The organism is Stenotrophomonas sp. a6 (genome assembly GCF_030913325.1).
GTDB lineage: Bacteria > Pseudomonadota > Gammaproteobacteria > Xanthomonadales > Xanthomonadaceae > Stenotrophomonas > Stenotrophomonas maltophilia.
Window position 1 is genome coordinate 911842 of the sequence record NZ_CP133161.1, and the last position, 21363, is coordinate 933204.

Annotated in this window: 19 protein-coding genes; 13 read left to right on the forward strand and 6 right to left on the reverse strand. The window is 67.0% G+C overall.

Annotated elements, in window-relative coordinates; all coding sequences use genetic code 11:
- Positions 1-250 precede the first annotated feature (250 nt).
- From Q9Q79_RS04165 to Q9Q79_RS04180, 4 genes are all read left to right on the forward strand, one after another.
- Positions 251-1351, forward strand: coding sequence for an OmpA family protein (locus tag Q9Q79_RS04165; RefSeq protein ID WP_005408234.1), 1101 nt, complete (start codon positions 251-253; stop codon positions 1349-1351).
- A gap of 210 nt (positions 1352-1561) precedes the next feature.
- Positions 1562-2068: a hypothetical protein gene (locus tag Q9Q79_RS04170; protein WP_005408235.1), complete on the forward strand. Its 507-nt coding sequence runs from the start codon at positions 1562-1564 to the stop codon at positions 2066-2068.
- A gap of 20 nt (positions 2069-2088) precedes the next feature.
- A complete protein-coding gene (locus Q9Q79_RS04175; protein ID WP_049418998.1) occupies positions 2089-2898 on the forward strand; it encodes a pseudouridine synthase in 810 nt (269 codons plus the stop codon).
- Between the two features lie 85 nt (positions 2899-2983).
- A complete protein-coding gene (locus Q9Q79_RS04180) occupies positions 2984-3319 on the forward strand; it encodes a hypothetical protein (RefSeq protein ID WP_005412356.1) in 336 nt (111 codons plus the stop codon).
- 84 nt (positions 3320-3403) lie between these two features.
- On the opposite strand, the gene kbl is transcribed toward Q9Q79_RS04180, so the two are convergent.
- A complete protein-coding gene (gene kbl / locus Q9Q79_RS04185) occupies positions 3404-4612 on the reverse strand; it encodes a glycine C-acetyltransferase (protein ID WP_005408238.1) in 1209 nt (402 codons plus the stop codon).
- A 198-nt stretch (positions 4613-4810) separates the two neighbouring features.
- On the opposite strand from kbl, the gene Q9Q79_RS04190 reads away from it, so the two are divergent.
- A complete protein-coding gene (locus Q9Q79_RS04190) occupies positions 4811-5506 on the forward strand; it encodes a TorF family putative porin (protein WP_060379944.1) in 696 nt (231 codons plus the stop codon).
- A 132-nt stretch (positions 5507-5638) separates the two neighbouring features.
- Here Q9Q79_RS04190 and tdh read toward each other — a convergent pair whose 3' ends face one another.
- Positions 5639-6661, reverse strand: coding sequence for an L-threonine 3-dehydrogenase (tdh, locus tag Q9Q79_RS04195; protein ID WP_010483949.1), 1023 nt, complete (start codon positions 6659-6661; stop codon positions 5639-5641).
- A gap of 478 nt (positions 6662-7139) precedes the next feature.
- Between tdh and Q9Q79_RS04200 the strand changes: the two genes are divergently transcribed.
- The 7 genes from Q9Q79_RS04200 to Q9Q79_RS04230 all read left to right on the forward strand — a co-directional run bounded on the left by Q9Q79_RS04200 (position 7140) and on the right by Q9Q79_RS04230 (position 15732).
- Positions 7140-9302 (forward strand): S46 family peptidase, encoded by a 2163-nt coding sequence (locus Q9Q79_RS04200; RefSeq protein ID WP_005412359.1) that lies wholly within the window; start codon positions 7140-7142, stop codon positions 9300-9302.
- Positions 9303-9493: 191 nt separating this feature from the next.
- A complete protein-coding gene (locus tag Q9Q79_RS04205; RefSeq protein WP_033835762.1) occupies positions 9494-10138 on the forward strand; it encodes a histidine phosphatase family protein in 645 nt (214 codons plus the stop codon).
- 40 nt (positions 10139-10178) lie between these two features.
- Positions 10179-11450 (forward strand): bifunctional tetrahydrofolate synthase/dihydrofolate synthase, encoded by a 1272-nt coding sequence (gene folC / locus Q9Q79_RS04210; RefSeq protein WP_201861809.1) that lies wholly within the window; start codon positions 10179-10181, stop codon positions 11448-11450.
- A gap of 81 nt (positions 11451-11531) precedes the next feature.
- Positions 11532-12575 (forward strand): SPOR domain-containing protein, encoded by a 1044-nt coding sequence (locus tag Q9Q79_RS04215; protein ID WP_111174099.1) that lies wholly within the window; start codon positions 11532-11534, stop codon positions 12573-12575.
- Positions 12576-12621: 46 nt separating this feature from the next.
- Positions 12622-13401 (forward strand): CvpA family protein, encoded by a 780-nt coding sequence (locus Q9Q79_RS04220; RefSeq protein WP_012479253.1) that lies wholly within the window; start codon positions 12622-12624, stop codon positions 13399-13401.
- A 30-nt stretch (positions 13402-13431) separates the two neighbouring features.
- Positions 13432-14898: an amidophosphoribosyltransferase gene (gene purF / locus Q9Q79_RS04225; protein ID WP_005408246.1), complete on the forward strand. Its 1467-nt coding sequence runs from the start codon at positions 13432-13434 to the stop codon at positions 14896-14898.
- 9 nt (positions 14899-14907) lie between these two features.
- On the forward strand, positions 14908-15732 hold the full coding sequence (locus tag Q9Q79_RS04230; RefSeq protein ID WP_201861810.1) for a ferritin-like domain-containing protein: 825 nt from the start codon (positions 14908-14910) through the stop codon (positions 15730-15732).
- Between the two features lie 68 nt (positions 15733-15800).
- Here Q9Q79_RS04230 and Q9Q79_RS04235 read toward each other — a convergent pair whose 3' ends face one another.
- A complete protein-coding gene (locus Q9Q79_RS04235) occupies positions 15801-17258 on the reverse strand; it encodes a DUF2235 domain-containing protein (RefSeq protein WP_049441499.1) in 1458 nt (485 codons plus the stop codon).
- A 225-nt stretch (positions 17259-17483) separates the two neighbouring features.
- Here Q9Q79_RS04235 and Q9Q79_RS04240 point away from each other — a divergent pair, with 225 nt between their 5' ends.
- Positions 17484-18737, forward strand: coding sequence for a zinc-dependent metalloprotease (locus Q9Q79_RS04240; protein ID WP_012479256.1), 1254 nt, complete (start codon positions 17484-17486; stop codon positions 18735-18737).
- Positions 18738-18824: 87 nt separating this feature from the next.
- Here Q9Q79_RS04240 and lpxH read toward each other — a convergent pair whose 3' ends face one another.
- From lpxH to Q9Q79_RS04255, 3 genes are all read right to left on the reverse strand, one after another.
- Positions 18825-19571: a UDP-2,3-diacylglucosamine diphosphatase gene (lpxH, locus tag Q9Q79_RS04245; RefSeq protein ID WP_012479257.1), complete on the reverse strand. Its 747-nt coding sequence runs from the start codon at positions 19569-19571 to the stop codon at positions 18825-18827.
- 93 nt (positions 19572-19664) lie between these two features.
- Positions 19665-20204, reverse strand: coding sequence for a phosphatase PAP2 family protein (locus Q9Q79_RS04250; RefSeq protein WP_005408251.1), 540 nt, complete (start codon positions 20202-20204; stop codon positions 19665-19667).
- Positions 20185-21330, reverse strand: a complete 1146-nt coding sequence (locus Q9Q79_RS04255; RefSeq protein WP_012479258.1) for a glycosyltransferase family 1 protein — start codon at positions 21328-21330, stop codon at positions 20185-20187. Before Q9Q79_RS04255 ends, Q9Q79_RS04250 begins: the two co-directional genes overlap by 20 nt.
- Positions 21331-21363 lie beyond the last annotated feature (33 nt).

Genomic DNA, 21363 nt, shown 5'->3' on the forward strand with positions numbered 1-21363 from the left:
TAAACCCCGTCAAACCCTTGCAGCGTGAGGGTCTTGCGGATTTTCATCATCCTGTATAGGGTTTCAACGTCGGACCGGTGGAGGGTCGGGCGCGATACTTCACATGTTACGGGACTGTTAACATGACCTTCACCCGCCTGAGCATAATGTTCGCGGCGGTGGCGTGCTGAATCGGCTGTCGAACATCGACGCACTAGTGCTGGCCCATGCCTCTACCGGTTTCATACCCCCGAAATAGGAGCTGTACTCAATGAACAAGAAGATCCTTACTGCCGCGCTGCTGGGTGGTCTGGCTTTCGCCCAGGCTGCGTCCGCGCAGGAGTTCGATGACCGCTGGTACCTGACCGGTTCGGCCGGCTTCAACTTCCAGGACAGCGACCGCCTGACCAATGACGCTCCGTTCGTCACCCTGGGCCTGGGCAAGTTCATCAGCCCGAACTGGTCGCTGGACGGTGAGCTGAACTACCAGAACCCGAACTTCGACGCCAACAAGGACATGAACTGGTCGCAGTACGGCGTCTCGCTGGACCTGCGTCGCCACTTCATCAAGGAAGGCCGCGGCTGGAACCCGTACCTGCTGGCCGGCCTGGGCTACCAGAAGTCGGAAGAAGAGTACAACCCGATCAGCGGTGGCCTGGCTGACCGCAAGGACGGCAACTTTGCCGCCAAGGTCGGCGTCGGTCTGCAGACCACCTTCGAGAAGCGCGTCGCTGTCCGTGCCGAAGTCGCCTACCGCGCTGATTTCGACGACCAGAGCGTGAACCCGAAGCGTGCCGGCAACGATGAAAGCTGGTTCGGCGACGTGCTGGCTTCGGTCGGCGTCGTGATCCCGCTGGGCCCGGCTCCGGTCGCGGCTGCTCCGGCTCCGGCTCCGGTTGCCCCGAGCTGCGCCGACCTGGATGACGACGGTGACGGCGTCAACAACTGCGACGACAAGTGCCCGAACTCGCAGCCGGGTCAGACCATCGGTCCGGACGGTTGCCCGGTGCCGGTCTCCATCGACCTGAAGGGCGTCAACTTCGACTTCGACAAGTCGAACCTGCGTCCGGACGCCGTGGCGATCCTGAGCGAAGCCACCGAGATCCTGAAGCGTTACCCGGATCTGCGCGTTGAAGTCGCCGGTCACACCGACTCGAAGGGTACCGACGCTTACAACCAGAAGCTGTCGGAGCGTCGTGCTACCGCCGTGTACAACTACCTGACCAAGAACGGCGTTGACGCCGGTCGCCTGGTCGGCCCGATCGGCTACGGCGAGAGCCGTCCGATTGCTCCGAACACCAACCCGGATGGTTCGGACAACCCGGAAGGTCGCGCCAAGAACCGTCGTACCGAGCTGAACGTCCAGAACTAAGTTCTGACGCTCTGCCAGTAGGACACAGCAGGACCCGGCTTCGGCCGGGTCTTGTTGTTTCTGCGGCCCGCCTGCCGGTCCGGGGGGTGACCGTTCGTCGGGTTTTTGTCCGTAAAACCAATGGGTTGCCGTATTCATTGAAAGTGGCGCTTGAAAGCTGTCGCGGCATTGCTAAACTCGCCGCGTCACTTCCTTTCCTGGATGCCCTTCATGCTGCGCTCTGCATCGGCCGCCGTCCTGGCGCTGGCCCTGGTTCCCGCCGCCCACGCTGCGGTCGATTGCTCGGTCAACACCAGCGCCTCGCCGCTGCCGTTGCCGGCCACGACCATCGCGCCGGTGGCCGACGAGCTCTACATCCGTGGCAACCAGCTGGGCATGCCGGCCGGCGTGCTGAGCAGCAACTACGATCCGTCGCAGTCGCTGGACCAGGTGCTGCAGCGCCTGCGCATCGATGGCTGCCAGAACATCGCCAAGGCCATTCCGAGCGCACCGGCGGTGAAGCCGAACGATCCGGCGGCCTACAAGCCGCAGACCGAATTCGACAACACGCCCTGGCGCTTCGACATGAGCCAGAACGGCAAGCGCATGACCGCCGAAGAGTTCGACGCCTGGATGAAGGCGCGTGGCGTGCGTGTGGTCAAGGCGCGTCCGGCTCCGGCCGCCACTCCGGCCCCGGCCGAAGCACCGGCTGAGACCAAGCCGGTCGACAAGAAGTAAGCGCCGCGGGGAGCAGAGGCTTGCGCACGCGCCGCCCACCTGCCGCCCCCGCCGCCCGCTCCCACGCATCGCGTGGGCGTGCGACTCCCGCTGCCACAGCCGCCGGTGTCCGTCATGGCCTGGCGCGCGTGCTGTCCAAGGCCGGCGTCTGCTCGCGCAGCGAGGCCGCGCGCTGGATTGCCGAGGGCCGCGTACGCGTCTCCGGCCGCATCGTGCGGGATCCCGAGTTCCCGATTGGCCAGCCGGCGCCGCCGATCGAGGTCGATGGCCAGCCGATGGGCGCGCCGCAGCGCCTTTACCTGATGCTCAACAAGCCACGCGGGGTGGTGACCACCGCGCAGGACGAGCGTGGCCGCGACACCGTCTACCGCTGTTTCGATGGTGCAGGGCTGCCGTGGATCGCGCCGGTCGGGCGCCTGGACAAGGCCAGTGAAGGGCTGTTGCTGTTCAGCAACGATCCGCAGTGGGCCGCGCGCCTGACCGATCCGGAAACGGGTCCGCAGAAGACGTACCACGTGCAGGTCGACCGCCTGCCCGATGACGCCACGCTGGCGGCCCTGCAGGCCGGCGTGGAGGACGAGGGCGAGTTCCTCGTGGCCCAGGCCGTGCGCGTGCTGCGCAGCGGCGACAAGACCGCGTGGCTGGAGGTGGTCCTCGACGAGGGCCGCAACCGCCACATCCGCCGCCTGCTGGCGGCCTTCGACCTGCAGGTGCTGCGCCTGGTCCGGGTTGCGATCGGCGGGCTGCAGCTCGGCGATCTCGGCAAGGGTCAGTGGCGGATGCTGGAGGTCAATGACCAGCAGCGGCTGGGGGCCGCTGCACCGGGCTGATCATCGCCCGCGGCCGGCGGTTGCCGGCCACCGTTCCAGGCGTAGGGGGCGCCTGGTTGCTGAACTTCCCGAACGGAGCCTGCCCATGTACCACCCGACCCTCAACCAAACCCTGCGCTGCGCAGGCCTGCTGCTGCCGATGGTGCTGCTGACCGCCTGTGGTGGCCACAAGAAGGTGGCCAAGGCAGAAACGCCGGCCGAAACCCCGGTGGTGGAAGTGAAGACCCCGGAGCTGGATGGCCGCGGCAGCTACCGCTTCCTGATGAGCAACGGCGACAAGAAGATGACCGCCGACGAGTTTGATGCCTGGATGAAGGCCAACGGCATCCGCGTTGCCAAGGGCAACGGCCAGGACGCTGCCGCCAAGCCGGTGGTGGTGGCCAGCAAGGACGAGCCGAAGGGCAAGAAGAAAAAGAAGTGATGCCGGGAAGGTGTCGACCTCGGTCGGCACGCCCTCAAGCTCTGGTAGGTGCCGACCTTGGTCGGCACGCTTTGACCGCTGGGATCAACCCTTGATCACGCCCAGCTCGACACCGATGCGGGTGAACGCATCGATCGCGCGGTCCAGGTGCTCGCGGCTGTGCGCAGCGCTGATCTGGGTGCGGATGCGGGCCTGGCCCTTGGGCACCACCGGGAAGAAGAAACCGATCGCGTAGATGCCTTCTTCGAGCAGGCGCTCGGCGAACTTCTGCGCCAGCGGTGCGTCGTACAGCATCACCGGGCTGATCGGGTGCACGCCCGGCTTCACGTCGAAACCGGCGGCGACCATCTTTTCGCGGAAGTAGCGGGTGTTCTCCACCAGGGTGTCGCGCAGGTCGTCAGCGGCGGCCAGCATCTCGAATGCCTTGATGCCGGCGGCCACCACATGCGGCGGCAGCGAGTTGGAGAACAGGTACGGCCGCGAACGCTGGCGCAGCAGCTCGATCACCTCGGCGCTGGCGCAGGTGAAGCCGCCCAGTGCGCCGCCCATGGCTTTGCCCAGGGTGCCGGTGATGATGTCGATCTTTTCCAGCACGCCCTTCACTTCGGCCGAGCCACGGCCGGTGGCGCCGAGGAAGCCGGTAGCGTGGCATTCGTCGATGTGCACCAGCGCGTTGTACTTCTTCGCCAGCGCGGTGATCTCGTCCAGCGGGGCGATGAAGCCGTCCATCGAGAACACGCCGTCGGTGGTGATCAGCTTGGTCTTGCAGCCGGCGGCATCGGCGGCCTGCAGCTGGGCTTCCAGGTCGGCCATGTCGCAGTTGGCGTAGCGGAAGCGCTTGGCCTTGCACAGGCGCACGCCGTCGATGATCGAGGCGTGGTTCAGTGCATCGGAAATGATCGCGTCGTTCTCACCGAGCAGCGGTTCGAACAGGCCGCCGTTGGCGTCGAAACAGGCCGCGTACAGAATGGTGTCCTGCTTGCCGAAGAAGTCGGCGATCTGCTTCTCCAGCTGCTTGTGCAGGTCCTGGGTACCGCAGATGAAGCGCACCGAGGCCATGCCGAAGCCGTGGGTATCCAGCGCATCCTTGGCTGCCTGGATCAGGTCCGGATGGTCGGCCAGGCCCAGATAGTTGTTGGCACAGAAGTTCAGCACCTTGCGGCCATCCTCGAGGGTGATCTCGGCCGACTGCGGGCTGGTGATGATCCGCTCGGACTTGAACAGGCCCTGGGCGCGGATGGCGTCCAGTTCCTCGGCGTAGTGGCGGGTCAGGGCGGAGGAGGCGTCGGTCATGGCGTGGGCACGGCTCTGAACGGGGAAACCGTTGATTCTACCGGGCTACGACGGCCTTCGACCGGGCCGGGCAGGGCACCGCCACGGGTGGCACATGTTGCATCGCAATAGCAAACGGGTTAAAAATTCGTGAACCGCGCCTGTCTGGCGCCGGTTGCCCGCTCCCCCTTCCTGCCCCCGCCACCCTCGGAGACGCCCATGAAGCACGCCCGTGCCTGCCTCGCCATTGCCGCTGCCCTGACCCTGGCCACCCCGTTCGCCGCCAGCGCCCAGGAAAACGAATCGCCGTACAGCTGGAACGTCACCGCTGTTTCCGATTACCTGTTCCGTGGTGTGTCGCAGACCGACGAGGATCCGACCCTGCAGGCCGGTTTCACCTACACCAGCCCGGTTGGCCTGTACGCAGGCGTGTGGGGCTCGGGCGTGGATTTTGGTGCGGGTGACCCGAAGACCGAGGTCGACTACCTGATCGGCTACGGCGTGGACGTCACCGAGCGCGTCAACTTCGACGTGCTGCTGAACCGCTACACCTACCTGAAGTCCAGCCACCAGAACTACAACGAGCTGATCACCACCACCACGCTGGATGACACCTACAAGCTGACGGTGGCCTACACCAACGATGTCTGGAACAGCAGCACCGATGGCTGGTACTTCGGCCTGGGCGGCAGCTGGGGCCTGCCGAAGGACTTCACCCTGAATGCCAACGTCGGTCGCAGCACCTTCGAGGACGGCATCGCCAAGGACTACACCGACTGGAACGTCGGCGTCGCGCGCCAGTTCGGCCTGTTCAACGTCGGCCTGGGCTACTACGGCACCGACGGCAACGGCCGTGACAATTCCGGCAAGCTGGCCCACAGCCGGGTGATGCTGAGCGTCGCCGTCGGCAAGTAACGCCGCAGGCGTTACGGGTAGTGCCGGCCGCTGGCCGGCAACACCAAAGAAAAAGGCGCCCATCGGGCGCCTTTTTCAATTTCAAGGTGTGCCGAGCAAGCTCGGCACCCACCCATCGCGCACGGCGAAGGGTCAATTCCAGCTCAAAACAACCTTGCCGGCCTTGCCTTCTTCCATCAGGTCGAAGCCCTTCTGGAAGTCGTCGATCGGCAGCTGGTGGGTCATCACCTTGCCGAGCGGGAAGCCGGACAGCACCAGCTGGGTCATCTTGTACCAGGTCTCGTACATCTTGCGGCCGTAGATGCCCTGCACGGTCAGGCCCTTGAAGATGATCTTGTCCCAGTCGCAGCCGGCGCCCTTGGGCATGATGCCGAGCATGGCGATCTTGCCGCCGTGGTACATGCAGTCGAGCATGTCGTTGAACGCGCGCGGGTTGCCGCTCATTTCCAGGCCCACGTCGAAGCCCTCCATGTGCAGTTCCTTCATCACGTCCTTCAGCGACTGGTTGGCCACGTTGACCACGCGGGTGGCACCCATGTCGGCGGCCAGCTTCAGGCGGAAATCATTGACGTCGGTCACCACCACGTTGCGCGCACCGATGTGCTTGCAGATGCCGGCGGCGATGATGCCGATCGGGCCGGCACCGGTGATCAGCACGTCCTCGCCGATCACATTGAATTCCAGCGCACAGTGCGCGGCGTTGCCGTAGGGGTCGAAGAACGCAGCCAGCTCCGACGGGATCTGGTCCGGGATCGGCCACAGGTTGCTGGCCGGCATCACCATGTATTCGGCGAAGGCGCCGTTGACGTTGACGCCGATGCCGACGGTGTTCGGGCACAGGTGCGGGCGGCCGCCACGGCAGTTGCGGCAGTGGCCGCAGACGATGTGGCCTTCGGCCGAGACGCGCTGGCCGATTTCATAGCCGGTCACGGCCGAGCCGAGTGCGGCGACGCGACCGACGAATTCGTGGCCGATGGTCAGGCCCGGCTTGATGGTGCGCTGACTCCACTCGTCCCACAGGTAGATGTGCAGGTCGGTACCGCAGATCGCGGTCTTCTCCAGCTTGATCAGGACCTCGTTCGGGCCCGGGGTCGGCACCGGAACTTCTTCCAGCCAGATGCCCTTGGCCGCTTCGCGCTTGACCAGGGCCTTCATCGTTTGCTGCGCCATCGGGGTGGAACTCATCAGGGGGAAAGCGCGGATTATAGGGTGCCGCGCGGATTTCCCATGTTGCGCTGCGGGTGCATTGGCGGAACGAAAGGCGTGCGCCGGCGGGCGTTTCGAACGTGCCGCAAACAGCAGCGCCTCCTTGATTCCGGGGGAGGGGGCGTGGTCACCCTGGCCGGGACACGCAAAAGCCCATCCATGGTGCTCGATGGCGCCTTGCTCGTGCGCGCTGTCCTGCGCACACGGCAAGACCGGGGTTGGGCGTCCTGCCCAACCCGCCAGTCGCATGCGCCCGGCCCATGGCGCCAACGGTCCCGACCAGGGTGACCACGCCCCCTCTGGACCATTCCATGTGCGCGGCCGACGTGCGCATGGCAGCGCAAGAAGTAGGCCCATGACTTCCGGGGTTCGGGCCGGGGCAGGGCGGCGGGCTACAATCGAGGGTTCCACTACCAGGGGCCGCTCCATGCGCTCGAACCTGCTTGCATTCTCCATCGTCGCCAGCCTCGGGCTGGCCCAGGTCGCCCATGCCGCTGAAGGCATGTGGGTGCCGCAGCAGCTGCCGGAAATCGCCGGCCCGCTGCAGAAGGCCGGCCTGAAGCTGTCCCCGGAACAGCTGTCCAACCTGACCGGCGACCCGATGGGCGCGGTCGTCGCCCTCGGCGGCTGCACCGCCAGCTTCGTCTCGCCGCAGGGCCTGGTGGTCACCAACCACCACTGCGCTTATGGCGCCATCCAGCTGAATTCGACCGCGCAGAAGAACCTGATCAAGGACGGCTTCAACGCGCCGACCCTGAAGGACGAACTGAGCGCCGGCCCGAACGCCCGCGTGTTCGTGCTCGACCAGATCACCGACGTCACCACCCAGGCCAAGGCCGCCATCGCTGCCGCCGGCAACGACCCGCTGGCCCGCAGCCGCGCGCTGGACGCCTTCGACAAGGCCCAGGTCGCCGCCTGTGAAGCCGATGCCGGCTTCCGCTGCCGCCTGTACAGCTTCTCCGGCGGCAACACCTACCGCCTGTTCCGCAACATGGAAATCAAGGACGTGCGCCTGGTCTACGCGCCCCCGGGCAGCGTCGGCAAGTTCGGCGGCGACGTCGACAACTGGATGTGGCCGCGCCACACCGGCGATTTCTCGTTCTACCGCGCCTACGTCGGCAAGGACGGCAAGCCGGCCGCCTTCGCCGCCGACAACGTGCCGTACCAGCCCAAGCACTTCCTGAAGTTCGCCGACCAGCCGCTGGGTGCCGACGACTTCGTGATGGTGGCGGGCTACCCGGGCCGCACCAACCGCTATGCCCTGGCCGGTGAATTCAACGAAACCGCCAGCTTCACCTACCCGACCATCGCCAAGCACTACAACGCCGTGCTGAAGATGATCGCCGACGCCGGCAAGGCCGACGCCGACGTCAAGGTGAAGTACGCCGCCACCGCCGCCAGCATGAACAACGTGGCCAAGAACTACCTGGGCCAGCTGGAAGGCTTCAAGCGCATCGACGCCGCTGGCCAGAAGCAGGCTGAAGAAGCTGCCGTGCTGGCGTGGCTGAAGAAGCAGGGCGCTGCCGGCAAGCCGGCCCTGGCGGCACACGCGCAGCTGCTCAAGCATCTGGATACCAGCAAGTCGACCCGCGAACGCGACCTGTTCGTCGGTCAGTTCAACAACACCTCGGCCGTTGGCGCGGCGATCACCCTGTACCGCCTGTCGATCGAGCGCAGCAAGCCGGATGCCGAGCGCGAAGCCGGTTACCAGGAACGCGACCTGACCACCATCGAAGGTGGCCTGAAGCAGATGGACCGCCGCTACGTGGCGAAGATGGACCAGCAGCTGCAGGCCTACTGGCTGGACCAGTACGTGGCCCTGCCGGCCGCACAGCGCGACAACGAAGTGCTGAACAAGTGGCTGGCCGGCAGCGATGCCGCTGCGGTGAAATCGCTGGTGGGCAAGCTGTCGGGCACCGAGCTGGGCAGCCTGGATGCACGCCTGAAATGGTTCAAGGCCGACCGCGCCGCGTTTGAGGCCAGCAACGATCCGGCCATCCAGTACGCCGTGGCCGTCATGCCGGCACTGCTGAAGCAGGAAGAGCAGAAGAAGATCCGCGAAGGCGAATCGCTGACCGCGCGCCCGCTGTACCTGCAGGCCGTGGCCGACTACAAGAAGAGCCAGGGTGAGTTCGTCTACCCGGACGCCAACCTGTCGCTGCGCATCACCTTCGGCAACGTCATGGGCTATGGCAAGGACGGCGTGAAGTACACCCCGTTCACCACCCTGGAAGGCGTGGCGGCGAAGGAAACCGGTGAGGATCCGTTCGATTCGCCGAAGGCGCTGCTTGATGCAGTCAAGGCCAAGCGTTACGGCGGCCTGGAAGACAAGCGCATTGGTTCGGTGCCGGTGAACTTCCTGTCCAACCTGGACATCACCGGTGGCAACTCGGGTTCGCCGGTGCTGGACGCCAACGGCAAGCTGGTCGGCCTGGCCTTCGATGGCAACTGGGAATCGGTCAGCTCCAACTGGGTGTTCGACCCGGTGATGACCCGCATGATCGCCGTCGACAGCCGCTACATGCAGTGGATCATGCAGGAAGTGGCGCCGGCGCCGCAGCTGCTGAAGGAACTGAACCTGGCGAAGTGAGGCAGTGCCGGCCGCTGGCCGGCAACCTCGACCAGATAGCCGGAGTTTCCCAAACCCCGCGACCCACGTCGCGGGGTTTTTTCATGCCCGGCCCGGCCCGGTGCGCCGAACAGGTATCATCCCTGTTCCGCGTACTTCACAGGATGTGAACGAAACGCGGAAACCTCCTCCCCCCAGGACCCCTTGCACGCATGCGCATCCTGCTTGCCCGCCACGGCGAAACGCCGTGGAACGCCGAAGGCCGCTACCAGGGCCAGATCGATATTCCGCTTTCGCCGATCGGTGAAGCCCAGGCCCAGGCACTGGGTGCCCGCCTGGCCTCGGTGGACATCACCCGTGCCGTCGCCTCGCCGCTGTCGCGCGCTCAGCGCACCGCGCAGCTGGCGCTTGGCGCCGCCCGCGCCGACATGCTGCTGACCGAGCCCGAGCTGCAGGAAATCGCCCACGGTGAATGGGAAGGGTTGCTCGCCAGCGAGATCCACGAGAAGGATCCGTCGCGCCTGCATGCCTGGCGCGAGGAGCCGGATACGGTGTTGATGCCCGGCGGCGAATCGCTGCGCCTGGTGCTGGAGCGCAGCTGGCGCGGCCTGGCGCGTGCCACCGAAGGCCTCGGCGAGCACGACACCCTGCTGGTGGTTGCGCACGATGCGGTCAACCGCGTGATCCTGTGCAAGGTGCTGGGCCTGCCGCTTTCCCGCCTGTGGACTTTCCGCCAGGCACCGACCACGCTCAACCTGCTCGAAGGCGCCGACCTGGACAGCCTGGAAGTGGTGCGCCTGAACGACTGCGCCCACCACACGCCGTTCTTCGGCGAAGCCAAGCACCGCGCCCTCTGATCCATCCCCCGCATCAACTGCTTCTGCTGGAACCGCTGCCGTGACGAACACCCCGACCACCCTGGCCGACTGGCTGGACTACATTGAACGCCAGCACCCGGCGAGCATCGACATGGGCCTGGAGCGCGTGCGCGCCGTGGCCGCGGCGATGGGCCTGGGCGCGCCGGCCAAGCGCACCATCGTGGTCGGTGGCACCAACGGCAAGGGCTCAACCGTGGCTTTCATCGAAGCCATTGCACGCGCCGCCGGCTGGAAGGTCGGTGCCTACACCTCGCCGCACCTGCTGCGCTACAACGAGCGCGTGCGCATCGACGGCCAGGACGTGGACGATGCCGCGCTGGTCGCCGCGTTCAATACGATCGAAGCCGTGCGTGGCGAGATCACGCTGACCTATTTCGAGTACGGCACGCTGGCCGCGCTGCAGCTGTTCGCCGACGCCGGGCTGGACCTGGCGGTACTGGAAGTGGGCCTGGGCGGCCGCCTCGATGCGGTCAACATCGTGGACGCCGACGTGGCGGTGATCACTACCGTGGACATCGACCATGCCGAGTGGCTGGGCGAGGATCGCGAGGCGATCGGGACCGAGAAGGCCGGCATCATCCGCGGCTGGAAGCCGGTGATCCTGGGCGAGACCGATCCGCCGTCGAGCGTGCTGCGCCGTGCCTACCTGGTTGGCGCCAATGCGATCCGTGGTGGCAGCGACTATTTCTACGAGCCGATCGATGCGCAGCGTTGGCGCTGGCGCGATGTCGGCCTGCGCATGGAACTGCCGACTCCGGCGCTGGCCGGCCCGATCCAGCTGGCCAATGCGGGTGCCGCCATCGCCGCGCTGCGCGCGCTGGACAAGCCGGTGCCGCGTACGGCGTGGGCCGCCGGTGTCGCAGCGGCGCGCATTTCCGGCCGGCTGCAGGCATTCGAGCGCGATGGCGTGCAGATCCGCGTCGACGTCGGCCACAACCCGCAGGCGGCGGGCCAGCTGGCGCGTGCGCTGAAGGCCGAGGTCTCTGCCGGGCGCACCCTGGCGGTGTACGCCGCGCTGCAGGACAAGGACGCAGCGGGGGTGGTGCAGGCGCTGGAGGACGTAGTGGGCGAGTGGACCCTGGCCGGGCTGGAAGGCCCGCGCGGGCAGAGCGCCGCCCAGCTGCAGGCACGCCTGGCCGGCACCGCCGCCGCCACGGCGCTGCTGGCTGACTGCGTCGAACAGGCACTGGCGCAGGTGCTGGCCCAGGCCGAGCGCGGTGACCGCGTGCTGGTGTTCGGCTCCTTCCATACCGCTGCCGCCGCCCTGCAATGGCTGCAGGGCGATGCCTGATACGCGTTCAGCCAACGCCGACGCCGTCCGGTCCGGCACCCGTATAATCGATGCCAATCTCCGGACAGTTGCCTGCCTCACGTGGATACGCCTCTGAAACAGCGTCTGATTGGTGCCATCGTGCTGGTGGCACTGGCCGTGATTTTCCTGCCGATGCTGGTCAAGGGGCCGGCACCGGACAGCGGCGTGGCCAATGTGCCGATCGCCGCGCCGGATGCACCGGCCGATGGCCAGTTCGAAACCCGTGAGCTGCCCCTGGTCGCCCCGGCCGGTGGTGCCACCGGCCTGCAGACCGGGCAGGCCAAGCCGCTGCCGGACGCCGCCACGCCGGCCACTCCGCCGACCGTGGACACCTCGCCGACGGTCGCCGCCGGCAACTATGCGGTTACCTTCGGTGCCTACGGCAGCAAGGCCGACGCCGATGCGGTGATCGCCTACCTGAAGCGCTCGCAGCTGCCGGGCTTCGCCGAAACGGCGACCATCAACGGCCGCCAGGCATGGCGCGTGCGCGTGGGGCCGTACGCCGACCGTGCACAGGCCGAGGCCGCCCGCCTGCAGGCGGTGAAGATCCGTGCCGATGTGAAGGCCGAAGTGATCACCCTGGATGCCGCAGCGGACAGCAGCGCCCCGGTGGCAGCCACCCCGGCACCGGCTACGCCGAGCGCCAGTACCCCATCCGCCGCCACCGCGCCGTCGGCCAGCAGCAACCCGGTGCGCAGTGAAAGCCTGCCGCCGAGTACGCCGACTGCAACGACCACTCCGGCGGCCAAGCCCGAGCCGCCGAAGCCGGCGCCGAAGCCCGAAACCCCGAAGCCCGAGCCGAAGCCGGAGGCCACCGCCAGCAAGCCGGCAACGGCCCCGGCCACGCCGGCAGCGCCGGCCGCCAGCGGCGTCGGCTTTGCCGTGCAGCTGGGCGCGTTCGGCCAGGCCAACGATGCCAACGCCCTGCGCGACAAGGTCCGCGCCGCCGGCTTCAGCGCTTTTGTCGAGCAGGTGCGCACCGAAAAGGGCACCCTGCATCGCGTCCGCGTCGGGCCGGTGGCCAACCGTGGCGATGCCGAGCAGCTGAAGGCGCAGGTTGCCGCCAAGGTCGGCGTGGCCGGCATGGTCCGACCGCACCCATGACCCACGCGCAGCCTCGTTGCCAGCGCCGCCGAAGGAGCGGGGCGCCATGATCGACGTGGTGCTGCTGATCGTGATCGCCGCCTCCACCCTGCTGGGGATGCTGCGCGGCTTCGTGGGAATCGTCATCGGCACCCTGTCGTGGCTGCTGGCCGCGTGGGCGGCCTTCGCCTTCGGCAATGACGCCGCACATTGGTGGGCCGCCCCGGCGGCCCCCGGTGGCGAACACTTCGTCGGTGGCTACCTGGGGGTCGGCATCGGCGTGATGATCGTGGTTGCGGTGATCGGCATGGTCATCAAGGCCCTGGTCCACCGCAGCATGCTGACCAGCCTGGACCGCCTGCTGGGCGGGGTGCTGGGCGCCGTGCGGGGCGGCCTGATCGCCGCGATCCTGCTGCTGCTGGGCAGTTTCACCCCGCTGACTGCCGAGCCTTCCTGGCAGCGCTCGGCGGTGCGGCCACTGCTGAACCCCACCGTTGCCTGGATGAACAGCAAGCTGCCGCACTGGGAGGTTCCCGGGGCCGATCTGCTGCCCAAGGCCTTGCCGACCGACGCGCTGTCCCCATCTGCATTGATGGAGTTGGGCAAGAACGCAGGCGCCGGGTTGGGAAAGCCGGGCGCGGCAGGCGATAATGGCATCCTCAACCAGGTAGTGGCAGGCAGCGGATGGCTGCGGCCTGCGAAAGCGGAACAGGGCGATTCCTACGATCCGGCCGAAGTGCGTCCGGACGCCCCAGCACTGCCGGACAGTATCGAGCCGGGCGATCCGGCCAATGTCGACCGCAGGCGCGGCGACCACCGCGGCCAGGTACGGCCACCTTCCTTGTAACTGGGCTCAGCCCAGCGGAGACCTCGCACCATGTGTGGCATCGTCGGAATCGTCGGCAACCAGAACGTCGCCGGGCAGTTGTATGACGGCTTGACCGTCCTCCAGCACCGTGGCCAGGACGCGGCGGGCATCGCCACCGCCAACGGCAGCCGCCTGCGCGTGCAGAAGGCCACTGGCCTGGTCCGCGATGTGTTCGATGCCCGCACCATGTCCACCCTGGAAGGCAGCGTCGGCATCGCCCACGTGCGTTACCCGACTGCCGGTTCGGAAGGCATGGACGAGGCGCAGCCGTTCTACGTCAATTCGCCGTACGGCATCGCGCTGGCCCACAACGGCAACCTGATCAATACCGAGGCGCTGCGCCAGCAGGTGTTCGAACAGGACCGCCGCAACGTCAACACCGATTCGGACAGCGAAGTGCTGCTGAACGTGTTCGCCTACGAACTGGAGCAGCAGCGCCAGCTGAGCCCGGAAGCCGCGATCCGCGCGGTGGCTGGCGTGCACCGCCGCTGCAAGGGTGGCTATGCAGTGGTCAGCGTGGTGCTGGGCCTGGGCCTGGTCGCCTTCCGCGACCCGCATGGCATCCGTCCGCTGGTGCTGGGCAAGCGCAGCCATGCCGAGGGCGACGAGTACATCGTGGCGTCCGAGTCGGCCGCGCTGGACGTGCTGGGCTTCCAGCGCGTGCGCGATGTGCAGCCGGGCGAAGCGCTGGTGATCACCGCGCGTGGCGAGCTGTTCTCGGAGATCTGCGCCGAGCCGGCCGAGCACACCCCGTGCATCTTCGAATACGTGTATTTCGCACGCCCGGATTCGATGATCGACAACGTGTCGGTGCACAAGGCGCGCATGCGCATGGGCATCAAGCTGGGCGAGAAGATCCTGCGCCTGCGCCCGGACCACGACATCGACACCATCATCCCGATCCCGGATACCTCGCGCGACGCTGCGCTTGAGATCTCCAACGTGCTCGGCGTGAAGTACCGCGAAGGCTTCATCAAGAACCGCTACATCGGCCGCACCTTCATCATGCCGGGGCAGGGCGAACGCGTGAAGTCGGTGCGTCGCAAGCTCAACCCGATCCACCTTGAGTTCCGCAACCGCGTGGTGCTGCTGGTGGACGATTCGATCGTGCGTGGTACCACCAGCCAGCAGATCGTGCAGATGGCCCGTGACGCGGGCGCGCGCAAGGTCTATCTGGCCAGCGCCGCGCCGCCGGTGCGCTACCCGAACATCTACGGCATCGACATGCCGGCGGCCGAGGAACTGGTCGCGCACAACCGCACCGTGGAAGAGATCGAAGCCCACCTGGGCTGCGACTGGCTGATCTACCAGGACCTGGAAGACATGGAAGCGGCAGTGAGCGAGGGCAATCCGGCGCTGCGCAACTTCGATTCGTCCTGCTTCAACGGCCACTACCCGACCGGCATTGAACCGGGCTACTTCGAGCGCATCCAGCAGCTGCGGTCGGACGACGCCAAGCACAAGCGCCGCGCCTGAGGACCAGGCGTGGTTGACGTGCCCGACGTTGCTGGCGACCTGCTGCGCGCAGCGCAGCAGTGCCTGGCCGAAGCCGACCCGCTGCGCAAGGTTGCGCTGACCCAGGCCTACGCCGCTGCGTTCCGTGCCGGCCGCCTGAAGGTGGCTGCCGACGCGCTACCGCCAGAGCCGATCCGCATGCCGGGCCGGCCGGCGCAGCTGGTGCTGGTGCACCCGCGCGAAGTGCCGCGGCGCGGACTGGGCGGTGTGGAAGGACGGGCTGCCTTCATCCACGCCATCGCCCATATCGAACTCAACGCGATCGACCTGGCCTGGGATGCGGTGTACCGCTTCCGCGGCCTGCCCTCGGCGTTCCATGCCGATTGGGTCAGCTGTGCCGACGACGAATCGCGGCACTTCATGCTGCTGCGCGAGCGCCTGCAGGCACACGGCCACGACTATGCTGATTTCCCCGCGCACAACGGCCTGTGGGAAATGTGCGAAAAGACCGCGCATGACGGTCTGGCACGCATGGCACTGGTGCCGCGCGTGCTGGAAGCGCGCGGCCTGGACGTGACGCCCGGCATGATCGAGAAGCTGCGCAATGTCGGCGATGGCGAGACTGCCGATGTGCTGGAAGTGATCCTGCGCGAGGAAGTGGCGCATGTAGCTGCCGGTTCGCGCTGGTACCGCTGGTACTGCGACCGCGCCGGCGTCGAGCCGCGCGCACGTTTCAAGGAACTGCTGGTGGAGTACGCCGGCGGCTACCTGCACGGACCGTTCAACATGGAAGCGCGCCTGCTGGCCGGTTTCGATGCGGATGAGCTCGCCAACCTGGTCGAACAGGCCGGTTGAAGAAAAGGGGACGGAGGGGATTAAGTCGTTTGTGGCACAAACGACTTAATCCCCTCCGTCCCCTTTTTTCAGGCGTTCGGCAATACCACGCGCTTGCCATCCACCGTCGGCCGGTTGATGTAGAACAGGCCGGGACCCGGCCGGTAGGGTAGTTCGCTGACGCCGGCATCGGCGGCGTAGGTCAGTGCGGTGTCGCCCAGTGCATCGAAGTTCCAGTGCGCCGACTGCATCAGGTAACGCCGGCGCAGCAGCGCCTCCTGTGTCTGCGTCAGCGGCTGCCCGGCCACCAGGCGCCGTGCGATCGGCTGCAGGGCGGACGGCAGCTCCCAGCCAGGAACCTCGGCGGCATTGGCGGTCCATTGCACGCCGGCGTCGATGGCCTGCTGCTGCATCACCTGCAGTGCGATCAGCTGGTAACGCCAGTCGATGCGCCGACGCAGCACCACCGCGGCGGTCACATACAGCACCGGTGACAACAGCACGCTGCGGCTGCCGGCGCGACGCTGCTGCTGCCACTGGTGCCAGACATCCACCCAGACCTCCTTCTCACCCACGCCCAGCTGCTGGCGCCAGCGTTCGGCATCGGCCTGCGTTTCGGCGTAGGCCGTGGTGGCCTGCAGCAATGCCAGTGGAGGGAGCTGGTAGTCGGCAACCCCTGGGCGGCGCAGCTGTTGCCGGCGCGGGCGGCTGAGCAGCTTGGGACCTTCTTCCAGCTGGTTGTAGCCACCGCCGATATTCGCGTGTACGCCGGGTAGGGCGATCTCGGCAAACGGCGGTGCCACGCTGGTCAACGGATAGTGCTGGCGATGTTCATCGCGTGCAGTGAGCTGCACGACGCGACCGGCGATGCCGCCGTGCAGGGCCAGCTGCGGCCGCTCATCGGCGCGGCCGCCATTGACTGCGACAACGGTGTCGAACAGCCCGGTGAAGCGCAGCACCGGCGTGGCCGGGGCGAAGTTCGCAGTGCAGGACAGGCCGGCGGCCTGCAGCAGCTGGCGCCAGCGCACGCCGTCCCAGCCCTGCAGTTGGTTGGCGATGTCACGTGCGGCAGCAGCACCGCGTGAATAACCGAACAGGTCCAGCTGCACGCCATGCAGCGGTCGCTGCCAGCGTGCGGATAGTCCCGACAGTGCGGCCGGCAGCAGCACCTGCAGCGCGCGCTGCACTTTCGCGCGAACGCCACTGGCACCGATGCCGAAGGCCAGCCCGATCAGATCGTCGTCGGCATCATCGCGGGTACCCACGCCTTCGACATAGATCGACAGCGAGGGAGCGGCCATCGCATCACGGCGGCTGTCCGGATACAGCTGCTGCAGGCGCGCGATGTTGGTCAGGCCGTTGTCGTAGCTGCTGGTCAGCCGGCTCTGGTAGGTCGAATCATCGTCCGCGCGCAGCTGCGCCGGTCGAGGCTGCGGAACCTGCGGACGGCCGCGCGCCAGGTTGTGTGCGTTGTTGCGGGTGCCGTCGAAGAACAGGCCGATCCGCAGCAAGCCGACATCTTCGTCCGTGTCCTTCGCTGGTGCCATGTGCATTCCCCGTCGTGGCCGCGTCACGGTAGCGCGAAAGCGGTGTATTGGCGAAGTGTAGTGACGCTTTTGACCTTACTTAACGCAGATGCGGTCGATCACAGTTCCTGATTTTCATTCCCATCTTCTATTGAATTCACACGACCCGCGCAGGCCATATGGCCAAACCCGGCAAACCCGGGCGTGCTGCATCAACGCTGTTCACATCATTCAAGGAGCGACGCAATGTTGTCCAGATCGATTGGCAAAGCGGCAGGTGGCCTGGTGTTGGGTTTGTCGGTGGCGGCAGCCGCGCATGCGGCACCGTTGTTCGAACCGGTGACGGTCATCAGCCGGGCATCGGCCAACAGCGAGCCTGCACTCGGCAAGCTGCTGGCCACCCCGTCCACGGCGACGGTGCAGGAAGTGCGTGTCGACGCGGCGGCTACGGCGCAGCCGCAGCTGGAATTCGAGCTGCTCGGCAAACGGGTGCAGGCGGTGCGCAGCAAGGTCGAGGCGCTGCCGGATGGTGGCAGCATCTGGTACGGCCAGTTCCGTTCGCCGTCCGACCGGTTGACCGCCGCCACCTCCAGCGGCCAGGATGATCCGGGCAATTCGTTGATCCTGGTACGTTCGGGCGACACCATCACCGGTTCGATCCGCAAGGACGGCAAGCTTTATCGCCTGCGTCCACTGGGTAACCGCCACGTGCTGGTCGAGGTCGACGAATCGAGGATGCCAGCCGATCATCCGGCTGACTACAACCAGCTGCCGAAGATCCCGATGGCCGACAACGACCACATCGGCATCGCGCAGGCCTCTTCGGGAACGCCGGCGACCATCCGCGTGCTGGTGGTGGCGACCAATGCGGCGGTCACTGCCTATGGCGGCAACATGCAGTCGCTGGTGCAGCTGGCGGTGGCCGAGTCCAACCAGGGTTACGTCAACAGCAACGTCGGCCTGACGCTGCAACTGGCCGGTTACGAGACCACCAACTACAGCGAGTCCGGTAACTTCACCACCGACCTGTCACGTTTCCGCGGCACCAGCGACGGCTACATGGACAGCATCCACACCAGCCGCAACACCACCGCAGCCGACGTCGGCGTGCTGCTCATCAACAACAGTGCCTACTGCGGCCTGGCCTCGGGCATCGGCTCGACCGCGTCGACCGCTTTCGCGGCGGTGTACTGGGATTGCGCAACCGGCTACTACTCGTTCGCGCACGAGATCGGCCATCTGCAGAGCGCGCGGCATGACATCGCCACCGACTCGAGCACCTCGCCCTACGCCTATGGCCACGGCTATCGCTACGAGCCTGCCACCGGCACCGGTTGGCGCACGATCATGGCCTACAACTGCACCCGCAGCTGCCCGCGCCTGAACTACTGGTCGAACCCGAACATCAGCTACAACGGCATCCCGATGGGCAATGCCAGTACCGCCGACAACCAGCGCGTGCTGGTCAATACCAAGGCCACCATCGCGGCCTTCCGCTGAGGCCAGGCGCCGACCAGGGGCGGCGTCTACCCGGGCACGTGCACCTGCCCGGGTAGATGCCAACCTTGGTTGGCACCCTCGGACCCATCATTCGCGCGCGAGCGTATCCAGCGACCAGCCGCCGGCATCCACGCGCAGCACCGAACCCTGCTCGTACCAGTCGCCCAGCACGATGCGGGTGCAGGCACGGCCACCGGCCTGCAGCGAATGGATCGCCGGGCGGTGGGTGTGGCCATGGATCATGGTGTCCACGCCATGGCGCGCGAACGTGGCATCGACTTCGGACGGCGCCACGTCGGTGACGGTCTCGAACTGCGCGCGATCACCCTGTTTCATTTCCGACTGGCGGGCCTGGCTGGCTTCGCGCGCCTTCTGCGCGAACGCGATACGCGCTGCCAGCGGCTGTGACAGGAACTGTGCCTGGAACGCCGGGTCACGCGTCTGTGCACGGAACTGCTGGTAGGGAATGTCATCGGTGCACAGCAGGTCACCGTGCTGCAGCAGCACCGGGCGACCGTAGAGGTCGATCATGCACGGGTCGGGCAGGATGCGCAGGCCGGCACGGCGCGCGTAGTCCTCGCCAAGCAGGAAGTCACGGTTGCCGCGGATGAAGTACACCGGCACGCCGCTGTCGGACAGCACCTTCAGTGCATCGGCCACTGCGTCGGCGGCGGGCGAGGGCGTGTCGTCACCGATCCAGGCTTCGAACAGGTCGCCGAGGATGTACAGCGCATCGGCGCCGGGCGCCTGCTCGCGCAGGAAGCGCAGGAACAGGTCGGTGATCTCCGGACGGCTGGGGTCCAGGTGCAGGTCGGAAATGAACAACGTGGTCATGCAGGCATTCTAGGGCATCAACGATGACGGTAGCGCCGCCGGCATCGTGGGGATCAGATCCCTCTCCGAAGGAAAACGGATCTGACCCCGGGGCTACACCGGCAACGGCAACCAGGCCAGGCTGGCCGAGGCCAGCCCGATGGCGATGCCGGTGGCGGCCAGCACATCGGACGGGTAGTGCAGGCCGAGTACCACCCGCGACAGCGCCACGCCCGCGGTGAACGGCACCAGCAGTGGCGCCAGCCACGGGTAATAGGCCAGCGCCACGATGGTGAACGACACCGCGTGCAGGGTATGCCCGGAAGGGAAGCTGAACTCGTCCAGCGGTGCCACCCAGGCACGGATGCGCAGGTCGGCGGCATACGGGCGCGGGCGCCGGGTCCAGCGCTTGAGGCCCTTGTACAGCAACAGCGCGGCCAGGCCGGTGGCGGCCATGTGCACCGATGCGCGCAGGCCGTCGAAGCCATCAAGCAGCACCAGGGCGCCCATCAGCACATACCAGAACACGCCATCACCGAGCCGGCTGATGACCGCGAACAGGCGGCGCACACGGCGGCGGCGGCAGTAGTGGTTGGCCCGCCGGCACAGGCGTGCTTCGCGGTCGGCCAGCAGTTCAAGCCGCGTTGTGCGCATGGCCGGTCCTCCGCGACTGGGCCAGTTCGGCCAGCAGGGCGTCGAATTCCGCCACCACCTGCTGCGGATGCAGGCGCTTCATGGCGCGTGCGGCGTTGCTGCCCAGCACGTGGCGCTGCGCGTCATCCGCGGCCAGTTGCACGGCCGCGTCGATGAACTGCTCGTCGTTGTCCACTGCGGCGCCATTCTCGCCATTGCGCAGGTACTCGCGCGCAGCGCCGTAGTCGAAGGCCACCGTTGCCACGCCGCTGGCCATGCTTTCAAGGGTCACGTTGCCGAAGGTCTCGCTGCGGCTGGGGAACAGGAACAGATCGCCGCTGGCGAAATGACGTGCAAGCGCATCGCCACGCTGGACGCCGCAGAAGATGAAGTCGGGATTTTCATGCGCCAGCTTTTCGCGGGCCGGGCCATCGCCCACCCACACGAAGCGGGCCTTCGGACGGATCTGCTGCAACCGACGGAAGGCCTTCACCGCCAGGCCGAGGTTCTTTTCCGCGGCGATGCGGCCGACGTAGATCGCCACCAGGCCGTTGCCGTCCACGCCCCACTCTTCGCGCAGGGCAGGGTCACGGCGGTTCGGATCGAACTGCTGGCTGTCGACCGCGCGCGCCAGCAGGCGCACGCGTTCGAAGCCCTGTTCGCCGAGGAACTGCTGCAGTTCGCGGGTAGGTACCAGGGTTGCATCGGCCTGGTTGTGGAAGCGGCGCATCCAGCGCATCGCGGCGGCCTGCAGCCAGGCCACGCCGTAGTCGGGCAGGTACTCGTCGAAGCGGGTGTGGAAGCCACTGGCCACCGGGATGCCGAGGCGCCGTGCGGTGCGCACCGCCGACCAGCCCAGTGGGCCTTCGGTGGCGACATAGACGGCATCCGGGCGTTGATGCTGCCAATGGCGACCGAGCCGGATCGGTGCCGGCATGCCGAAGCGCAGGCCGGGGTAGCGCGGCAGGGCGGCGCCGGGAACCAACAGGGTGCCCGGTGCGGAGTCCAGCGCTTCGTTGGCCTGGCGGGGCCGGATCAGGTCGATCTCATGGCCGGAATTGCGCAGTCCCTGCTCCAGCCCCTGCACGGTGAGGGCAACGCCGTTCACTTCCGGCGGATAGGTCTCGGTGACGATGGCATAGCGCATGGCGGGCCTCCGGGTTTCCGGCATGCTCGGGCC